Consider the following 18,390-nt stretch of genomic DNA (forward strand, 5'->3'; position numbering starts at 1 on the left):
GCGTGTTACTTGGCGCCCGCCGCGCCGCGGCGGATGCCCAGGCGCTCGACCAGCGCACGGAAGCGCGTGATGTCCTTCTTCGCCAGGTACTGCAGCAGGCGGCGACGCTGGCCGACCAGCAGCAGCAGACCACGGCGGGAGTGGTGGTCGTGCTTGTGGGTCTTGAGGTGCTCGGTCAGGTCCGAGATGCGGCGGGAGAGCATCGCGACCTGAACCTCGGGGGAACCGGTGTCACCCTCCTTGGTGGCGAACTCGGCCATGATCTGCTTCTTCGTAGCGGCGTCGAGCGACACGCGGTACTCCTCAGTGTGTTTCGGTCCGTGAGCGCCCCTGGTTTGCTTCACAGGGAATCTTGGATGACTCGACCGGGCCGTCACACAGCGTACCAGCTGCAAACGGCCCCCCGACCGGGTGGTCGGGGGGCCGCGGGAGCGACGGGCGGCCGCTAACTGCCGGTGAGGCCGCGCACCGTGCCGTAGACATCCAGGACCGCGAGGCAGAGCGGCACCAGGGACAGCAGGACCAGGCCGTCGAAGATGTCGAAGATCCGGCCCCAGAAGGGGGTGACGCCCTTGCGCGGGACGACCAGGCCCACACCGACCAGCAGGGCGGCGCCCGCCGCGATGCTGCTGGAGAACCAGACGGTGCGGATGTTCAGCGGGCCGGAGTCCTTGAAGCGGTCGAGCTCGACGAAGATCTCCGTCGGCGGGTGCAGCGCGATGCCCAGGATCAGCAGGACGATCGTGAGGATGCCTGCGATGGTCAGGCAGGCGACCTGCGCGGTGTAGTCGAACAGCCGGGCGCGGAGCATGATCGTGATGCCGGCGGCCAGGGCCATCAGCTGGGCCCAGCCGTTGTCGGAGAAGCCCAGGACCACACCGGCCGAGCCGACGACGAGGGCGGAGCAGCCGGCGACGAGGCCGAGGAGCAGCTCGTGGCCGCGGCGGGCCTGGTTGCCGATCTTGACGAAGTCGACGGACTCGGTCTCGCCGCGCTCGCCGTCGTAGCCCTTGGCGATCTGGTCGGGCGACTTGTAGCCGATGGGCAGCCGGGCGAAGCGGGCGGACAGGCCGGGCAGCCAGGCGACCATGGCGATGGACACGGCGGCGGTGACCGCGGCGACCTCGCTGGGCGAGGCGTCGGTGAGGATCGCCGCGAAGACCGCGAGGGTGCCGACGGCGGACAGGAAGGCGGCGGCCACGAAGGGGGCGTCACCGCGGGGCAGCAGGACCACCAGGAGCGCGGAGGCGACCAGCACGGTCACGCAGCCGACGAGGAGGTGCAGCCGGCCGGGGCCGGAGCCGGGCTCGACGGCGAAGATGCCGGAGCCGGCCAGCAGCAGGTGCGGCAGTGCGGCGAGGCCCAGCGCGATGGAGGAGCTGTGGTCGTCGTAGACGCGGGCGCGGACGCCGGCCAGGGCGACCAGGACGATGCCGGTGACGCCGGCGATGATGCCGGGCAGCCGGTGCATGTCGCGCTCGAGCGGGTTCGAGAACCAGAGCGCGAAGGCCATCATGACGAGCAGCAGCACGCCGGCGGTGAGGCCGACGAAGTTCATGAGGTCGTCGCTCCACCGGCTGCGGTTGCGCTTGACCGCGGACGCGACGGCGTCGGAGACGTCGTCGAACACCGGCAGGGGCAGCGACTCGGCGAACGGCTTCAGCAGGAGCAGGTCGCCGTCGAGGATCTGCTGCTGAGCGAGCGACTGTCCGGCGTCGAGTACGGTGCCGTCGCGGCGCACGAGGTGGTAGCCGGTCGGGGCGCCCTCCGCCTGGGACTGTCCGGAGAGCCGCAGGATCTCCGGATAGATGTCGACCAGTGCGACGTCCTCCGGCAGAGCCACATCGATCCGTGCGTCCGGCGCAGCGACTGTGACCCGGCAAAAGCCGGTGCCTGTGGTCGTGCTCACCTGGCGGTTCCCCCTATCCGTTGGGCGTTTTGTCGCGTCGCGCGCCGTATATATAGGGCCGTCACAACAGGGCCTCGGCACGCTCGCGGTGCGTCAGCGTACCGTCCGATTCGACGGCTGCCCCACCCACCCCGGCACTTGACGTTTAACAGTAGGATCAACGCCTGCGTCGAGCCAAGGACTTGGTTCGGGGGACCGTCAAACCAACGGGGGCGGTCCGAGACTGCGAGATGCATGAAGGACTGATGCCTCGGTGAGCGTTGTCATCGTCAAGCGCCCGCCCCGCGCGCTGCCACCTGAAGTTCCCTCCGAGGAGGTGACACTCGAGGCGCCTCCGGAGCTTCCCCGCGAGGGCGACCAGGACAACATCCTGATGAGCCTTATGCCCATGATGGGTATGGCCTCGTCGGCGGCATTCCTGTTCATGGGAAATCAGCCGTTCATGAAAATCATGGGCGGCGTCATGGTGGCGTCCACTCTGGCGATGGCGATCGTGCAGATCGTCAAAGCCCGCCAGGGGCCTTCCGGGCAAATGCTCCAGGAACGCCAGGATTACCTCAAGTACCTTACGCAGAAGCGGAAAGAGGTACGGCGTACCGCCCGCAAGCAGCGGGATGCCCAGCTCTTCATCCACCCGGACCCGGGTCAGCTGTGGTCCGTCGTGGCCGAGGGCAAGCGGGTGTGGGAGCGCCGGGCGACCGACCCCGACTTCGCTCAGGTGCGACTGGGGCTCGGACCCCAGCAGTTGGCCACGCCGCTGAAGGCTCCGGAGACCGCACCGGTCGACGAGCTGGAGCCGCTCACCGCGCACGCGATGAAGGAATTCCTCGACAAGCACGGCCACTTGGACGACCTGCCGCTGGCGGTGTCGCTGCGCGCCTTCTACCACCTGACCGTCTCCGGTGACCCGGACACGGTGTACGGCGCCTCCCGCGCCATGATCGCCCAGCTGTGCACGCTGCACTCGCCCGAGGACCTGGTGGTGGCGGTCGTGGCCGCCCCCGGTGCGCAGGCCGAGTGGGAGTGGATGAAGTGGCTGCCGCAGGTCCAGGACAAGACCGTGGACGGCGCCGGCACCCGCCGTCTCGTCGTCGGTGACCTCGGTGAGATCGAGGAGTTGCTGGCCGACGACCTGGACGGGCGCGGGCGCTTCAACCCGCAGGGCACCCCGGTGACCGACACCCCGCACGTGGTGATCGTGCTGGACGCCGGCGAGGTCCCGATGGACTCGGTGATCGCCGGGGCCGAGGGCCTGCAGGGCGTCACCATCCTCGAGGTGGTCCCCGGTGACCTGGACGAGATCCGCGGTGGTCTGGCCGTACAGGTGTGGCCGGGCAAGCTGGTGCTGGAGTCGGCCAGCGGCGCCGTCTACAACGGCGTCTGCGACACCCTGTCGATCTCCGAGGCCGAGGCCCTGGCGCGCCAGCTGGCGCCGCTGCGGGCCGGCTCCGGTGCGGACGGCGAGGAACCGCTGCTGTCGAACCTGGACTTCACCGACCTGATGAACATCGGTGACGCCGGTTCCGTCGATGTGTCGCGTACGTGGCGGCCGCGCACGCTGCACGAGCGGCTGCGGGTGCCGATCGGTGTCGACAAGGACGGCCAGCCCGTCATGCTCGACATCAAGGAGGCCTCGCAGGAGGGCATGGGCCCGCACGGCCTGTGTGTCGGTGCGACCGGTTCCGGTAAGTCCGAGGTGCTGCGCACCCTGGTGCTCGCCCTCGCGGTCACGCACTCCTCCGAGACCCTCAACTTCATCCTCGCGGACTTCAAGGGTGGCGCGACCTTCACGGGTATGTCGGAGATGCCGCACGTCGCGGCGGTCATCACCAACCTCGGTGAGGACGTCACACTGATCGACCGCATGCGCGACTCGATCACCGGTGAGCTCCAGCGCCGTCAGGAGCTTCTGCGCTCCGCGGGCAACTACGCCAACATCACCGACTACGAGAAGGCGCGTGCCGCGGGTGCCCCGCTGGACCCGCTGCCGTCGCTGGTGATGGTGCTCGACGAGTTCTCCGAGCTGCTGACCGCCAAGCCCGACTTCATCGACATGTTCATCCAGATCGGCCGTATCGGCCGTTCCATGGGTGTGCACATGCTGCTCGCCTCGCAGCGTCTGGAAGAGGGCAAGCTCCGCGGTCTGGACACGTTCCTCTCCTACCGGCTGGGTCTGCGGACGTTCTCCGCCGCCGAGTCGCGGACCGCGATCGGTGTCCCGGACGCGTACCACCTGCCGAACGTTCCCGGTTCCGGCATCCTGAAGTACGACACCGAGACGATGGTGCAGTTCAAGGCCGCGTACGTCTCGGGCCCCTACCGCGGCCCCGGCGCCGGCGGTGGCCCGGGCGGCAGCCGCACCAACCGGCTGCCGGTCCCGTTCACGGCGGCACCGGTCGTCGAGCAGATCATCGAGGACCCCACCCCCGTCGAGCCGACCGAGCCGCAGCAGGACGACGCGCTGGCCGACACCGTCCTGGACGTCATCGTCCAGCGGATGCAGGGCCAGGGTCCGCCGGCTCACCAGGTCTGGCTGCCGCCGCTGGAGGAGTCGCCGACCGTCAACCAGCTGCTGCCGACGCTCGCGGTCACCCCGGAGCGCGGCGTGCACGCGCCGGAGTACACCGCGCTGGGCAAGCTCGTGGTGCCGGTCGCGCTGGTGGACAAGCCGTTCGAGCAGCGGCGTGACGTGATGTACCTGGACTTCTCCGCCGGTGCCGGTCACGGCCTCGTCGTGGGTGGTCCGCAGTCCGGTAAGTCGACGCTGATCCGGTCCGCGATCGCGGCGTTCGCGCTCACCCACACCCCGCAGGAAGTGCAGTTCTACTGCCTCGACTTCGGTGGCGGCGGCATGCTGACCATGGAAGGTCTGCCGCATGTCGGCGGGGTCGCCTCGCGTCTGGACGCGGAGAAGGTGCGCCGTACGGTCTCCGAGGTCGTCGGCATCCTCAACGAGCGTGAGGAGTTCTTCCGCACGAACAACATCGACTCCATCTCGACCTACCGCCAGCGGCGGGCGGCGGGCGCCTTCCCCGACGAGAAGTGGGGCGACGTCTTCCTGGTCATCGACGGATGGGGCACCTTCAAGACCGATTACGAGCAGCTCGACCCGGTGATCCTGGACATCGCCGGCCGGGGCCTCGGTTTCGGTGTTCACCTCGTCATCGCCGGTTCGCGGTACACCGAGGTGCGTCCCGCCCTGCGCGACCAGCTCCTCAACCGCGTCGAGCTGCGCCTGGGTGACGCGATGGAGTCGGAGTTCGACCGCAAGCGCGCGGAGAACGTCCCGATGGGCAAGCCCGGACGCGGTCTGTCTCCCGACAAGCTCGACTTCCTGGCGGCGCTGCCGCGCCTGGACGGGATGAGCGATCCGGAGTCGATCAGCGACGGCGTCGCGAATCTCGTGTCGACGGTCAACGAGCACTGGCAGGGCGAGCCCGCCCCCGCGGTGCGGATGCTGCCGACGATGCTGCACGTCAACGAGCTGCCGAAGGGCAGCGACTACCCGGAGCACGGCATCGCGATCGGTGTCGACGAGACGACGCTGTCGCCGGCGTTCATCGACTTCGAGACGGACCCGCTGCTGGTCATCTACGGCGAGAGCGAGTCGGGCAAGTCCGCACTGCTGCGCCTGCTGACCAAGCAGATCGCCGAGCGGTACCCCTCCGACAAGGCGCTGATGGTGGTCTCCGACTACCGCCGTGCGCAGCTCGGCGAGGTCCCCGAGAGCCACCTGTACAAGTACTGCGCCGCGGGGCCGCAGTTGCAGGAGGTCATCACTGGTCTGGCCGGTTCGCTGGGCCGCCGGATGCCCGGGCCGGACGTCACGCCGGAGCAGCTGCGCAACCGCAGCTGGTACGACCTGCCGGACGCGTTCGTGATCGTGGACGACTACGACCTGGTGGCGACGAGCAGCGGCAACCCGCTGCAGCCGCTGCTGGAGTACCTGCCGTTCGCGCGCGACCTGGGTCTGCGCCTGATTCTGGCGCGCAGCTCCTCGGGTGCCGGGCGGTCCTCGTTCGAGCCGGTGATGCAGCGCACCAAGGAACTGGGCGCGCAGGGGCTGATCCTGTCCGCGGACCCGGGCGAGGGCCCGCTGATGGGCAACGTCAAGGGCCAGAGGCTGACGCCCGGCCGGGCCACGTTCATCACGCGTAAGCGCGGTGCGCAGCTGGTCCAGACGGGCTGGCTGCCGGCGAACAGCGGCTGACCCGGATAGATGAAACGGCGGTGGGGCGTCCCTCTCAGGAGGGGCGCCCCACCGCCGTTTCGTGTGACCTGTGCTCGGCGTCAGCCGAAGGCTCCGCGCTCCGGCTTCTCGGAGTTCGCCTCCGGCTTCGCCTTGGGGGCTTCCTCAGGGGCCGCGGCAGCTTCCGTCCGCCTTCCCTTGGCGATGTTCTGCCCACCGCGCACTGCCGTGCCCTCTTCCGGCGGCCCGAAGGGGTTGGGGCCCTGCGGTGCCGTGGAGGTCTCCCACTCATGCCGCACGGACGGCCGTTGGCTCTGTCCGCCTCCGCCGCCTCCCTTGCGCAAGGCGCCGCCGAGTCCGTTCGCGAGCTGGCCGAGCGCCATGAAGCCGTAGGCGGCATTCGTACCCGAGGACCCCGAGTCGCCTCCCGAGGAGCTCTCCGCCTTCGGCGCAGCGTGGCCCTCCTCGGAGTTGCTGTCCGAGGACGGAGCGGCGGCTGCCGTCTCCAGGTCGGCGGCGGCCAGTTCGAAGGACGGGAGGGTGTCGTCGACGGACCGCTTCAGCTTGTGCCAGTCCGCGGCGAACGCCTCCCCCGCGGGGCCGTTCCAGTGGGCGGCCGCGGCGCTGCCGACGTGGCGGTCCAGGTCGCGTACGAGCCGGTCGAGGTGCTTGCCCATCTCCCGCCAGCCGGCCGCCGCTTCGTGCAGGGCCTCGGGGTTGCGTCGCTCGGTCACTTGACGCTCCGCATCATCTCGACGAGCTCGTCCTCGGCCGCCTGCGTGTTGGCGACGGTCTCCTTGATGCCGCCGCCGACCTCGGCGAGCCGCTGCTGAAGCTGTGTGAGGGCCCGCTCGGCCTGTTCGTACACCTCGCGGTACGGGCGGGCGGCCTCATGGCTGCCGAGCCCCTCCCGCAGCGCCTCGGCGTCCGCCCGCCGTCTGAATGCGGTCAGCTGCCGGCCCAGATCGTCCGCGGATATCTCGAAGGTTGTACCGAGCTTGTGCAGCTCCTCGGTACCGATCCGGACCTCATCCGACATCATTTCTCCCCGAATTGAATGACAGTGACCTGTCGAACATCGCCACAGGTCTAGCACACCCGCAATAGGGCAGGAGCGGCCTGCGCAGCGGCCGTACGGCGGCCCGCGGAATGCATACGGATCAATACCCGGCATTACCGACAACCCCGCCTTGACGGCTCGTTCACACCCCTCATTAGACTCTGGACGCCGGTGCAGCACACGCGGTTGCTGTGCCACCACGTTCTAGGGGGCAACCATGGACAACGAGCGGCAGATCCAGGACGAGGATCTGATGGACGTCGCCGCGGATCCGGAGCAGGCGCACCGGCTCCGGAAGGCGCTGAAGACGCTGGCGGACAACCCGAATGTGGGTGGCAAGCTCCAGGAGATGGCGCAGGAGGTCCTCTCCGGCAGGATCGGCATGAAGGACGCCATCCAGACGCCGGGCTACATGGACGCGCTGGGCGACCGGATGAGCCAGATCCGGCGGGCCGCCGAGGACCAGACGCAGGCCGAGCGGGAGGCCTCCCGCGAGCAGTTCGCCGCGTGGACGAAGCAGCAGGAGGAGCAGGAGGAGAAGGAGCGCGCCGAGCGGGACGGCCCCACGGGGAACATCGTCAGCTCGCCGCGTCGCGGCCGTGGCGGCGGCCACCGGGGCTGATCCGCTCCGTTCGGGGGCGATCCGCTCTGCTGGTGGGGCGAGCACCTTGAGGCGCCTGGCTCGCCGGTACCTCGGTGCTCGGCTCCGGGAGGGCGGATCGCATGCGGAAGCGCCCGCCCCTCGGCCGTTCGAGACGGTCGGCCCGGCGGGCGGTCCCCGGCTGGCGGCCTCGGCGGGCCGGCTCGGTCGATCACTCCGACCGGCCGATCACCCCACCCCGTCACCGCATTGCGGATCGCTTCCGTTTATCGCGTTCCGTCGAAATGACTCATAGGGAAGAAAGCGGAGCATCGGCAGGGGCGTGGCAGAAGATCTGCGCAGATCTTCTCCCTTTCCGCACAGGACGATCGTGTTCCGCACGGGACGCTCCCGTTTTCTCCACACGGAATCACCCGTAATGCACCGGCATCGCCTCAAATGACGTCGGGGCGAACGGGCGACCGGAGGTGCCGCGGGGCGAGGGGGAGGCGCGGATTTCTCAGGGTCGCGGCCCGAAAGAGCCCCGTCGTACGCCCGAAACCGCTCCCCCACGACCGCCGGCGCACCAACGCTCCGGCCGGTGCCCCCGGTTCGGTGGCATCCCGGCCCCGGCAGTCCCGCGGGAGGGGCCCTGATCATAGGATCGACGGGGTAAGACGCAGGATCCACGAACAGTGGAGGGCGGGATTTCATGGGGGACGAGGAAGTCATGAACGCCTCAGGCGAGGGAATCGCCACGACGGCCCGGTACGCACCACACCCGTTCATCGGTGGCCGCACCGCCGTGCTGCGCGCACTCGCGGCCTGGCGCATGCGGTGGCCCGGAGCGCCCCGCGTCATCGTGCTCACGGGCAACCCGGGCAGCGGGAGGTCGCGCCTGGTCACCGGCTTTCTGATGCTGTGTGACCCGGGCTACCGCAAACAGCTTCCGCTGGACGATCTGGACCCGGCGACGGTGCCTCCGGACCTCCCCGCGCCCGCGGTTCCCGGCCCCGCCGGGCGCACCGCGGCCCAGCTGCTGTGGATCATCGCGGAGCATTTCGAGCTCGGCGCCGTCCGTGCCGAGGACGTCTTCACCGAACTCTCCGCCCGCGAGGAGCCGGTGACGATCGTGGTGCCGGACGTCGACGCCGCAGGGCCGGTGCGCGCCGCCGACGAACCGGCTCGGCTCGTCCAGGACGTGCTCAAGCCGCTCGCCGCGACCGAGTCGGTTCAGCTGCTCGCCGACGTACCGCGCGAACTGGCCGCGGAACTCGCCGAGTCGCTGCCCCTGGGCCAGGTCCAGATCATCGATCTCGACGCCCCGGAGTGGGCCGACCCCGACGGCCTGGCGCTGCACGCCGCGACCGGCCTCGATCCGGCTGCCGGAGCGCCCGACCTGCCCTTCACCGCCGACCCGGAGATCCGCCGGTCCGTCGCCGAGGCGATGGCCCGCCGCGCCGACGGCAATCACCTGACGGTCCAACTCGCCCTGCAGTCGCTGCTGATGCAGCCCGAGGGCTTCGATCCGTCGGACGAGGAGCTGCTGCCGTCCGATGTCGGCGAGGCACTCGATCTGCACGCCCGCCGGCTGGGCGCCGACCCCATGACGCTCCGCCTGATGCTGGCGCCGCTGGCCTTCGCCGAGGGCGACGGGCTGCCGGTCCAGCTGTGGGGGCGGCTGGCGAACGCCGTCGCCGAGCGGGACATGAGCCAGGACATCGCCGCCGGCATGCTGCTGGCCGCGCCGTTCATCCAGCCGGTCGAGACGGCGGACGACGTCCCGGAGAGCCGGACGGCGGAGGCCGAAGCGGCCGGCGCGGGCGACGGTGAACCGAGCGACGACGGGCCCGGCTCCGCTGCCGACCGCCGCACCCTGCTGCGTCTGATGCACCCCGCCGTCGCCGAGGAGATCCGCGCCGGACTCCCCGACGCCCGGGACGCGCAGACCAAGATCGCGATGGCGCTGCTGGAAGCGGTGCCCGACCAGGACTGGTCCAAGGCCGACCCGTACATACGCGATCACCTCGCGGCACACACACTCGACGCCGGTCTGCTCCCGCAGCTCCTCACCGACCCGAGCATGTTCGCGCACGCCGACCCGGTGACGCTGCGGACCGCCATCGAGGCCGTACCGCTCGCGGAACTCGGCGCCCCGGCCCGTACGTATCTGCGCACCGCTCCCCTGCTCACCCGTTCCCAGGCATCGGTCCCCCTGCGGGCGGCACTGCTGGAGTCCGCGTTCGTCGAGGACGGTCTGACGCCGTACGCGCAGGCGCTGCACCGTCTGGGCATCCCGCTGCCGTGGCGCACGCTGTGGAGCGTCCAGGTCGCCGGGGTCAGCGGAGTGACGGTCGGCTCCCTGCCCCAGGACGGCGGACCCGACGGTGCCGGGACCGACGGCGCAGCGGCTGTCCCGGCGCGCCCGGTGGCCGCTCTCCTGGTCCCCGAGGGCACCCCTGGGGCCCGCTCCCTGCCCAGGACCGAAGGTGACGCCGGCGAGCCCACGGGCCCGGCGCTCCTCCTGCACGACCTGTGGGGACCCGACTTCCTCGACGCCGACCCGGCTCAGGTACTGCGCCCCTCCGAAGAGGCACGGGAGGCGGGGCCGTTGGGCCTCAGCCGCGGCGCCGACTATCTGCGGGTCTGGGCACGGGAGAGCCGGCAGGTGGTCGCCGCACTGATCTCCGACACCCCGTTCACCGGTGTCGATCTCTCACCCGACGGCGTCCTCGTCGTCGCCACCGCGCGCGGCGTGACCGCCCGGCAGATCACCGCGCCGCTCCCCGCGGCCGCCCCCACCGTGCCGGCCCAGGCCGTCGGCACCGCTGACGCTGTCGCTTCTCACGGCCTCGAAGGAGACCACTCGTGATCACTCAGGCGCAGGCACAAGCCACCGCTGAACGCTGGCTCAACCCCGAGGGACACCAGGGGCCGCCGCGCGAGGTGGCCATGCAGGAGTTCGACCTCGGCTGGGTGGTCTGGGCCGTTCCGCCGCCCCCGGAGGTCGACCCGGAGACCGGGCAGCGCCGCCCCCCGGCGGAGATCGGCACCGCGTGCGGCGTCGTCGACCGCGGCTCCGGCGAGCTGACGGTCTGGCCGTCCGTACCGGTCGACGAGGTCGTGCGGATGTACCAGCAGAAGCACGGCGCGGACGGCGACGCGGCTCCTGCCGCCTCGGAGCCGGTCACCGGCCCGGGCAACACGGCCGTCGCGACGTACGACGACCCGGCCACCGGCGAGGAGACCAGCCTCGCCCGGGTCTCCGGACCCGGCCTGCCGCCCGCCGAGCACCAGCTGCACGAGGAACTTGTCCGGCTCGGCGTACGCGGTGAGGACGTCCGCGCGGTCCACAGCGACCTGCGCCCCGCACTGCTGCCCGGCGGCTACCCGGGAGACTTCGTCTTCCGCGTCTTCCCCAACGCCACGTTCTCCTGCACCGAGGGCTACGGCATGCGGCCCGAGGAGCGCGCCGAGGGCGTCGCCGGGCTGCTGCGGCACGTCGAGATGATGCACCAGATCGCCGGGCAGCAGGCCCCGCCGCGACCGCACCGGGTGCCTCTGCCGCAGAACGTCGAGGCGGCGCCGCCGATGCGCGACGTGGCGCTGGGCAAGCACCTCGCCGAGGTGTTCGGTCAACAGGAGGTGGTGCGTCCGGACGTGGACGACATCGCCGCGACGCCGCTCCCCGAGGCGGCGAAGGGCACGCTGACCTGGGCCGGACTCCCCGCCACGGTCCCCTACTTCTTCACCGCCGACCAGGTCGCCGGTCCGCCGGCCGGCGGGCTGTTCACCGATGTGGCGAGTCACCTGCGGGCCGTCGGCACGCAGGCCGCGGAGGGGACGCTGGAGACCCTGGCCGGCTATGTCCGGCTCGGCACGGACGGCCTCTACACCGTCGCCGTGCAGTGCACCGCGCCGGAGAACAACCAGGGTTTGATCGGCACCGTCTGGGCGGTACAGCCCTCCTCGGGTGGCGGCCGCTTCGTCAACCGCACCCTCGCCGCCTACCTGCGCTCGCTCGCCCTGCTGGCGACCACCCGCAAGGAGATGCAGGGGATGGACCCGCGCGCCGCGGGCGCCGCGGTGGCCGCGTTCCAGGAGCAGATCGCGGCGATCGACTCGTGGGCCCTTGACGACGACGGCAACTGGTGGTCACTGGTCATCGAGCAGATGTGGCACGGGTTGTTCTAAGGGGCGGCAAGGGGCGGAGGCAGCGGCAGCGGCAGCGGCAGCGGCAGGAAAGGCTCAAGGGCGACTGAGTCCGAAGGGACAGTCAGGGCCCGTCAGGCGCTGATGGGGCCGCCGGGGCAATGCACCGGCCGGCCGCCTGCCTGCCGTCTGCCTGCCGCTCCCGACATCGCGCGTACGGACGCCCGGCAGGCCAGGCAGGGGAGTCAACCCGGCAGGCCAGGCCGGGCAATCCCGCAGCCAAGCCGCCTGTCCCCGTAGCCAATACGCCCGCCTTCCCGTACGCGATCACCCGCTGACGCGACAGCGCCGTACACCGCCGCGACGATCTCCCGTCTCAGGGCAGCAGCAGCCAGTCCGCAGCGAGCGCCGCGGCCAGGCCGGCGCCCAGCAGCCACGTGCCGAGCCTGGTGCGCCCGTTCCTGCTGAGTTCGATCACAATGCCGCAGAGAATCAGCGCGGCGCCGTACACCCCGACCACCAGTACCGACGTACGAGACGCCAGGCGCACCACGAGCACCAGCGCCATCGCAGCCATCAGCACCGAGGCCAGGACGATGCGTATCCGACGAGCTTGGCGAGGCGTCAACCCCACACGGCTCTCGGGAAGGGGCTGTTCACTGTCGGTTGCGGGTGCGGGTGCGTCCATGAACGGGATGCTACGGGACCTCTGTTCGACTGCGCGCCCAGACTCCGTCGATCCCATACAACCCGGAACGGTCCAGACGGAATTCAGCCCACCGCGCGAGGTCTGTCGCCGGTCCTGAATGATTACGCGGTACAGGGCCGGCGCGCCGGCACTGGTCAGTGAACGCTCATGCCCGCCCCGTGCCGCCACAGGCAGCCACAGATATGTCCGGGCACCGAGTCACCGGCGCAGCCCCTCACATTTGACTGTTCGCGCACCAAAATTTGACCTCACCTTTCGCTATCCGTTTGGTAGTCGGTACAGCCGTCCAGCTCAGCCGAACACAAGGGACATCGACGTCGGCCGCGTGAACAACTACCCCTAATTCAAAGCCGACTTGAGGTACGCGACCGGCACCATCCCTCCACATGAGCCGCCTTGACATGGATACGCCCAGATCACCTAATGTGAGATCCTTAGACGTGACAAACACCGTGCACGGCACGGCAAAACGGGGGCAATGGTGGCAGGCAAGGCATTCGACGTCGATCCGGATGTACTGAGGACGCAGGGCGACGCGTTCGTGAACATCGGCAGCGACTTTTCCAAGGCGTCGAAGAAGCTCAAGGACGACCTCGACGCCCTTGAAAGCCCCTGGATCGATTGCGACTTCGGCGAAGCCTTCGACGCCATCTACACACCCATCGCAAACGGAATGTTCGATTCGATGGACTCGCTCGGAGAGCGGCTCGAAGGCATCGGCGACAAGCTGCAGAACATGGCTCGCACCTACGCCGATTCCGACGAGCAGGGCATCCACACCATCAGCGCCGTCGGCCGCCCGGCCATCTGACGCCGCGCACCGCCGACGGGCGACGCTCCGGTCCCGCCCCTCGGCGCACTCCTCATCTATTCTCCACACCACTCAGCAATCGGCTATTTCCGCACGGGGGACGATCACTGTGTCAATGACGCTGCCAGAAGAGGTCAGCTGGGTCCTGGACCTCCTCGGCTACAGCTGGCCGGACGCCGACGAGGACAAGCTTTTCGAGGCCGCGTCGATCTGGCGCAACTTCGCCGAGCAGGTGAACCAGGCATCCAACCTGGGCACGTCAGCAGCCAATGAAGTGGTCTCCGCCAACTCAGGAGACGCCGTCGACGGCTTCTCCGAGGAGTGGGGCGCCTTCTCCGGCGGCTCGGGAAGTGGTGACAACTACCTCCGCGACGCCGCAGCTGCCGCCGAGGTCATCGCCCTCGCTTTCGACGCAGCCGCGATCGCCGTCATTGCCGGCAAGATCGCCGTCATCGTCCAACTCGTCATGCTGGCCGTAGAACTCATCGCGGCACAGGCGGCAGCGCCCTTCACCTTGGGCCTGTCAGAGCTCGGTGCCGCCGGCGCCACCCAGGCGACGCGTGTGATGGTCCGCCAGATCCTCGACAAGATCAAACGCGAGGTGATGGAGGCGGCCACCAAGGCCATGGAGCACGCCACCATGGACGCCATCAAGAACCTGGCGAAGAAGGCCGTGTCCAAGGAAGCCCGCAAGCTGGCCATGGACTACGTCAAGACGACCGTCAAGGAAGAGGTCAAGGACAAGGTCGTCACCGCCGCCAAGGAAGGCGCCAAGGACTTCGCCATGGAGACCGTGGTCGGCGGGGCCAAGGAGAAGGCCGCGGAAGCCGGCAAGGAGATGGCCGGCAACGTCGTCGAGCAAGGCATCGAAAACCACTTCGGCGCTCGCGACGGAATCGACTGGGGCGAGACCGCCGACATCGGCAAGGAGAAGGCCGGCGAATACGTCCAGGACGTCAAGGACGGTGCCAAGGACGCAGTCAACGGCTACGTGGACGGCGTCGCCGGCCTCGCCGACCCCACCACCTACGTCGACCGCGCCCGCGAAGACCTCACCAACCGCGGCCTGGACCACGCCCAACGCCGAGTGGACCACCACACCGGAGGCGCCGCCAGCCGCAACCCGGACGCGACCGACGAGGTCCGCTCGGTGTTCGGCTAGAGCCGGCAAGACCAATACAGCGGGGTAGGCGAGCCCGAGTTCAGTGGCCCGAGCGCTTCTCCTCGGCCCGATGCCCGCATCGTGATCCCACTCCTGCCACCTAGCCCGCCAGGATCACGCACAAGGCAAAGGGGGCCATCCTTGAGCTGGCCCCCTTTTCACGTCACGATCGTCTGCATCCCTCATCAACTCCTGTCGATCCAGCCAGTCGGAGCCGCGGCGGTAGGCGTCGCACACCTCACAAGCGTGCCACCCACTGGACGTAGCGTCCGCGCGAAGCCCACGCCACAACGCCTCTCCCAAAAAGCTTGGGACCCGCAGCACAAGCTGCGGGTCCCAAATTTTTTCGCCGCTCCACTGTCACCAGCTGCGTGCTCGTCTCAACGACACGGCTTGGCCAGTGCCCGGCTCATGGTTTCTGCCCCAGCCCTGCGGGCTTCTACTGACGCGGCGGCTGGTTGGGCGGCGCCGACGGGAAGGAGGGTGCGCTCGGCTGCTGTTGATACGGGCCGGCCTGCTGGTAGGGGCCGGGCTGCTGCGGCGCGAACCCCGGACCACCGGGCCCGCCAAAGCCACCCGGGCCACCGGGGGGCGGGCCGTTCCGACCATTCTTCTTCTGCCGGATCACAACGATGGCGATGATCCCGACAACGACGAGAACGCCCACTGCGATACCTACGATGGCACCGGTGCCGAGGCCTTCACTCTTCTCACTGGCATCCTGGCTGCTGTTCCCTGATGCGCCCGAAGCCGTCCCACCAGAACCCTCCGCCCCTGCCTGCGGATCAGACGCCTTCAGGGGGCCACTCTTGGAGCCAGCAGGGATATCCGCTGTCAGCGCCTTGAAGGGTCGAATGAAGCCATACCCGTAATGTGGGTCGGGCAACTTGAGGCCCTTCTCACCTGGAGGCAATCCAGCCGATTTCACAAGGCGGTTGGCAATCTGGCCTGCTGAGAGGTCGGGGAATTTGGAGCGCAAGAGCGCAGCGGCAGCTGAGACATAAGCCGTGGAGTCAGATGTCCCGTCCGCTCGCCGGTATGGGTAGTCCGACCTCGCAGCGGAGGCAGATGTGATCTCTACACCTGGAGCGGAAAGCATCATCTGACTGCCGTAGTTAGACTTCTTCCAGGCCTTCCCTGATTTGTCCACAGCTCCCACGGACACAACACCGGGATTGGCGGCCAAGGGACTGAGTTTGCCTTCGCCATCATTCCCTGCCCCCGCTACAACCAGGACATCCTTTTGGGCCGCATAGGCAAGTGCGCGCTTGTCGTCGCTACTGAGGAACGAAGGAGCAATCGACATGTTGATGATTGATGCGTCCTGATCGACTGCATACCTAATCCACTCAGCGAGGCCGGTATTATCCACTCCGACTCCGAGTGCTGGCCTCCCTACGGGAAGAATCTTCACGTCCGGCGCGAGACCTCTCACGCCATCAGCGTTACCTGCGCCATGGCCATGTCCGGCGATGAGTGAAGCCATCGCAGTCCCGTGGTCTTCTCCGCTCCCATTATCTCCACGACCTCCGTCGATGAAGTTCTTTCCGGGCAGCACATTCCCCTTGAGGTCTGGATGGCTGCCAAAAATGGGATCATCAATAACCGCGACCGTGACGCCCTTGCCCGTCGACTCCTTCCAAACGCTTTCAGCATCGAATGCCTTGAGCGGCCACTGTGCGTCTCGAATTTCGTCAGCCAAAGCGGTCGGAGCAGCGCTGAAGAGCAGTGCTCCCGCCACCACCGCGCCGCCCACTGCACGCAGCGTCCGCGTGAAGCTCATGCCGTACACCTCTCCCTAACAGAGTCGGGCCCGCAGCCCGAAGACTGCGGGCCCGACTTCGATTCCGCCGATCACTTGATCTTGGCCGACAGGTCTCTACTCGATGACCTTGGGCGCCACGTTACGCTCACTTGTCCAGGTCTCTTCGTCTTCGACCAGGTAGTCGGGGCGCTGTCCGTTCTCGCCCTTCTCCTTGCCCTTTGCGCCATGAGCTCCAGGCGCGCCGGCCATTCCCGCCGGACGGCGCCCGCCTGTTGCCCCCTGCTGCGTGCCGCCACGACTGCGGTGCAGGCCAGATCCGCCCTGGCCAGCCGTACCTGCCTTACCACCGGGTCCACGGATGACACCGCCCTTTTGGCGAGCCAGCGCACTGCCCTTCCCGGCGCTGTTGGCGCCGCCCTTGCCCGCGCCAGCGGCACCTCCGCCCATGCCCGGCATGCCGGCACGACCGCCACGCGCACCTGCGCCAGCGCCCGCAGCTCCGCCCATCATGCCGCCAGCCATACCGCCGCCAATGCCGGCACCCGAGCCCGCGCCAGATCCGCCTGAGCCTGCCCCCAGTCCGCCGGTACCCACACCGGCGCCGCCACCGACACCGCCTCCCCCGAGCCCAGAACCACCACCAGCCCCAAGTCCGCCTCCTCCCAGACCGTCAAGTCCGGTATGCACGTTAGGCGCTGGCGGCTTCGGAACACTGCCGATGCCGCCATCGATACCAGGCGTCTTCGGCGCATCCATTGCAGGCGGTGTTGTATACCCGGGCCCCTTCATCCCTGGAATATTCCCTCCAGGGCTACCCGGCTTGGGAGCCGATGGCGTCGGACCAAACGGTGCGATGGGCGGGATGGTACCGCCGCCATTGTCATCTCCGGGCGGCTGGATCCGACCGCCGTCGTCGACCCCTCCGGTATCCTTCAAAACCTTGGTCCCCGCCCGGTACGAAGTAGCCAACTGCTCCATGTAATGGGCAGCCTCCAGCTCTCGCTCGCGGCCGAGCGACAGGTTTCCCCGGTTTTGGTTCATCGCATCGTAGATGCTCATGTTCGGGTTCTGGAGGGCGGAGTTCAGGCCCGAGTCGTCGCGGCCGTCACCTGCTCCCAGCATCTTGGCGGCCGCGCCGCCCGCAGGGCCGAGGAGAATTCCCGCCTTGCCCGTACCGGAATTCGCGAGGTCGGCGACGCGGTCGGCCTTGCTCTCCAGCCAGCTGGGCTCTTCGACGGCTTCGACCAGATCCTTGACCTTCTTCAGGTGCTCGCTGATCTGGCCCATGATGTGCCCGGTGTTGTGCGGGTACGGGGCGAGGTTCGCGAAGTTCTGGCTGATCTTTTGAGCCGCCGTGGCGAACTGCTCGGCGGAGTGACCGTGCCAGGATTGCAGGACCTTGGTTACGGCATCGTCGAAGTGCTTCTTGATGCCGCCGTTCCAGTCCTCTCCGACGAGAGAGACGCGGACTTTCTTCCAGCCCTCGGCAACGTTGTGGACCTCGCCCGGGTTGGCTCCCGACACCATGTCCTTGACCTGATTGAGCCTCAGGTTGGTGAACTGCGGCCGGCTCTGGCCCACGCCGGCAGTGTCGGGAGCTCCTGACCCGCCCCCACCCGTGTTCGACGGCGGCTTGACCTCTGCCGCCTTGAAGCCACTGTTATCCGATGTCATCTTCCGTCCCCCACTCCCTCATCGAACATTCCCTGAACTCTCACTTCGTTCCGACCGCTGAAGTCACTTCATGCTGACGGAGTTGTCTGCCTCAGCGTCCTGGTACGCGCCCCTGACCTTTGAAGACTTCTGGCCGAACTTGTCGACAAGACCCTCCACCAGATCGATCAGGTCCTCGATCTTCTGCTTCATGTTCTGGTGGGCACCGTAGAGCTCGCTCTCTTCCGAGAACCCCTTGCCCAAGGTGCCCTTCGCCAAGAACGTGCTGCTCTTGGCCGTGCTCTTCGAGGTCCCCATGTCCTTGAGGACCTGGTTGAGCTCCTTGACAACCTGGTCCAGGGCGTCCAGGTCGACGCCGTACTCCTCTTTACCGCCCATA

The 18,390-nt window shown here is 68.6% G+C and carries 14 protein-coding genes; 6 read left to right on the plus strand and 8 right to left on the minus strand.

Going from position 1 to position 18,390, the window contains the following annotated elements; all coding sequences use genetic code 11:
• Positions 1 to 5: 5 nt before the first annotated feature.
• Positions 6 to 293, minus strand: coding sequence for a 30S ribosomal protein S15 (gene rpsO, locus QOM21_RS10455; RefSeq protein ID WP_006602744.1), 288 nt, complete (start codon positions 291 to 293; stop codon positions 6 to 8).
• A gap of 152 nt (positions 294 to 445) precedes the next feature.
• Positions 446 to 1,909 carry a type VII secretion integral membrane protein EccD gene (eccD, locus tag QOM21_RS10460; protein ID WP_407549575.1) on the minus strand — a complete coding sequence of 488 codons (1,464 nt, stop codon included), beginning with the start codon at positions 1,907 to 1,909 and terminating at the stop codon, positions 446 to 448.
• A gap of 253 nt (positions 1,910 to 2,162) precedes the next feature.
• On the opposite strand from eccD, the gene eccCa reads away from it, so the two are divergent.
• A complete protein-coding gene (gene eccCa / locus QOM21_RS10465; protein ID WP_407549577.1) occupies positions 2,163 to 6,119 on the plus strand; it encodes a type VII secretion protein EccCa in 3,957 nt (1,318 codons plus the stop codon).
• An 80-nt stretch (positions 6,120 to 6,199) separates the two neighbouring features.
• Here the strand turns inward: eccCa and QOM21_RS10470 are convergent, their stop codons facing one another.
• Positions 6,200 to 6,832: a WXG100 family type VII secretion target gene (locus QOM21_RS10470; RefSeq protein ID WP_407549579.1), complete on the minus strand. Its 633-nt coding sequence runs from the start codon at positions 6,830 to 6,832 to the stop codon at positions 6,200 to 6,202.
• Positions 6,829 to 7,137, minus strand: a complete 309-nt coding sequence (locus tag QOM21_RS10475) for a hypothetical protein (RefSeq protein WP_407549581.1) — start codon at positions 7,135 to 7,137, stop codon at positions 6,829 to 6,831. Before QOM21_RS10475 ends, QOM21_RS10470 begins: the two co-directional genes overlap by 4 nt.
• Positions 7,138 to 7,375: 238 nt before the next feature.
• Between QOM21_RS10475 and QOM21_RS10480 the strand changes: the two genes are divergently transcribed.
• The 3 genes from QOM21_RS10480 to QOM21_RS10490 all read left to right on the plus strand — a co-directional run bounded on the left by QOM21_RS10480 (position 7,376) and on the right by QOM21_RS10490 (position 11,932).
• The gene (locus QOM21_RS10480) at positions 7,376 to 7,780 is read left to right on the plus strand and encodes a hypothetical protein (protein ID WP_407549582.1); all 405 of its coding nucleotides are present in this window, start codon (positions 7,376 to 7,378) and stop codon (positions 7,778 to 7,780) included.
• A gap of 670 nt (positions 7,781 to 8,450) precedes the next feature.
• Positions 8,451 to 10,610 (plus strand): ATP-binding protein, encoded by a 2,160-nt coding sequence (locus QOM21_RS10485; protein WP_407549584.1) that lies wholly within the window; start codon positions 8,451 to 8,453, stop codon positions 10,608 to 10,610.
• Positions 10,607 to 11,932 (plus strand): SUKH-4 family immunity protein, encoded by a 1,326-nt coding sequence (locus tag QOM21_RS10490; protein WP_407549586.1) that lies wholly within the window; start codon positions 10,607 to 10,609, stop codon positions 11,930 to 11,932. Before QOM21_RS10485 ends, QOM21_RS10490 begins: the two co-directional genes overlap by 4 nt.
• A 334-nt stretch (positions 11,933 to 12,266) precedes the next feature.
• Here the strand turns inward: QOM21_RS10490 and QOM21_RS10495 are convergent, their stop codons facing one another.
• The gene (locus QOM21_RS10495) at positions 12,267 to 12,578 is read right to left on the minus strand and encodes a hypothetical protein (RefSeq protein WP_407549588.1); all 312 of its coding nucleotides are present in this window, start codon (positions 12,576 to 12,578) and stop codon (positions 12,267 to 12,269) included.
• Between the two features lie 499 nt (positions 12,579 to 13,077).
• Here QOM21_RS10495 and QOM21_RS10500 point away from each other — a divergent pair, with 499 nt between their 5' ends.
• Together QOM21_RS10500 and QOM21_RS10505 are read left to right on the plus strand one after the other, a co-directional pair.
• On the plus strand, positions 13,078 to 13,410 hold the full coding sequence (locus QOM21_RS10500; protein WP_407549589.1) for a WXG100 family type VII secretion target: 333 nt from the start codon (positions 13,078 to 13,080) through the stop codon (positions 13,408 to 13,410).
• A gap of 115 nt (positions 13,411 to 13,525) precedes the next feature.
• A complete protein-coding gene (locus tag QOM21_RS10505; RefSeq protein ID WP_407549591.1) occupies positions 13,526 to 14,572 on the plus strand; it encodes a PE-PGRS family protein in 1,047 nt (348 codons plus the stop codon).
• A 439-nt stretch (positions 14,573 to 15,011) separates the two neighbouring features.
• On the opposite strand, the gene QOM21_RS10510 is transcribed toward QOM21_RS10505, so the two are convergent.
• The 3 genes from QOM21_RS10510 to QOM21_RS10520 all read right to left on the minus strand — a co-directional run bounded on the left by QOM21_RS10510 (position 15,012) and on the right by QOM21_RS10520 (position 18,389).
• Positions 15,012 to 16,355 carry a S8 family serine peptidase gene (locus tag QOM21_RS10510; protein WP_407549593.1) on the minus strand — a complete coding sequence of 448 codons (1,344 nt, stop codon included), beginning with the start codon at positions 16,353 to 16,355 and terminating at the stop codon, positions 15,012 to 15,014.
• A gap of 96 nt (positions 16,356 to 16,451) precedes the next feature.
• Positions 16,452 to 17,918, minus strand: a complete 1,467-nt coding sequence (locus QOM21_RS10515) for a hypothetical protein (protein WP_407549595.1) — start codon at positions 17,916 to 17,918, stop codon at positions 16,452 to 16,454.
• A gap of 156 nt (positions 17,919 to 18,074) precedes the next feature.
• Complete coding sequence (locus QOM21_RS10520; RefSeq protein WP_407549597.1) at positions 18,075 to 18,389, minus strand: hypothetical protein; 315 nt, start codon at positions 18,387 to 18,389, stop codon at positions 18,075 to 18,077.
• Position 18,390 lies beyond the last annotated feature (1 nt).

Origin of the sequence: Streptomyces sp. Pv4-95, assembly GCF_045782725.1 — a bacterium.
Lineage (GTDB): Bacteria > Actinomycetota > Actinomycetes > Streptomycetales > Streptomycetaceae > Streptomyces.

Bases quoted from the DNA above. Each gene is read 5' to 3' on its own strand.
- QOM21_RS10475 (WP_407549581.1), bottom strand. From the start codon at position 7,137: ATGTCGGATGAGGTCCGGATCGGTACCGAGGAGCTGCACAAGCTCGGT.
- QOM21_RS10480 (WP_407549582.1), top strand. From the start codon at position 7,376: ATGGACAACGAGCGGCAGATCCAGGACGAGGATCTGATGGACGTCGCC.
- QOM21_RS10485 (WP_407549584.1), top strand. From the start codon at position 8,451: ATGGGGGACGAGGAAGTCATGAACGCCTCAGGCGAGGGAATCGCCACG.
- QOM21_RS10495 (WP_407549588.1), bottom strand. From the start codon at position 12,578: ATGGACGCACCCGCACCCGCAACCGACAGTGAACAGCCCCTTCCCGAG.
- QOM21_RS10500 (WP_407549589.1), top strand. From the start codon at position 13,078: ATGGTGGCAGGCAAGGCATTCGACGTCGATCCGGATGTACTGAGGACG.
- QOM21_RS10505 (WP_407549591.1), top strand. From the start codon at position 13,526: ATGACGCTGCCAGAAGAGGTCAGCTGGGTCCTGGACCTCCTCGGCTAC.
- QOM21_RS10510 (WP_407549593.1), bottom strand. From the start codon at position 16,355: ATGAGCTTCACGCGGACGCTGCGTGCAGTGGGCGGCGCGGTGGTGGCG.
- QOM21_RS10520 (WP_407549597.1), bottom strand. From the start codon at position 18,389: ATGGGCGGTAAAGAGGAGTACGGCGTCGACCTGGACGCCCTGGACCAG.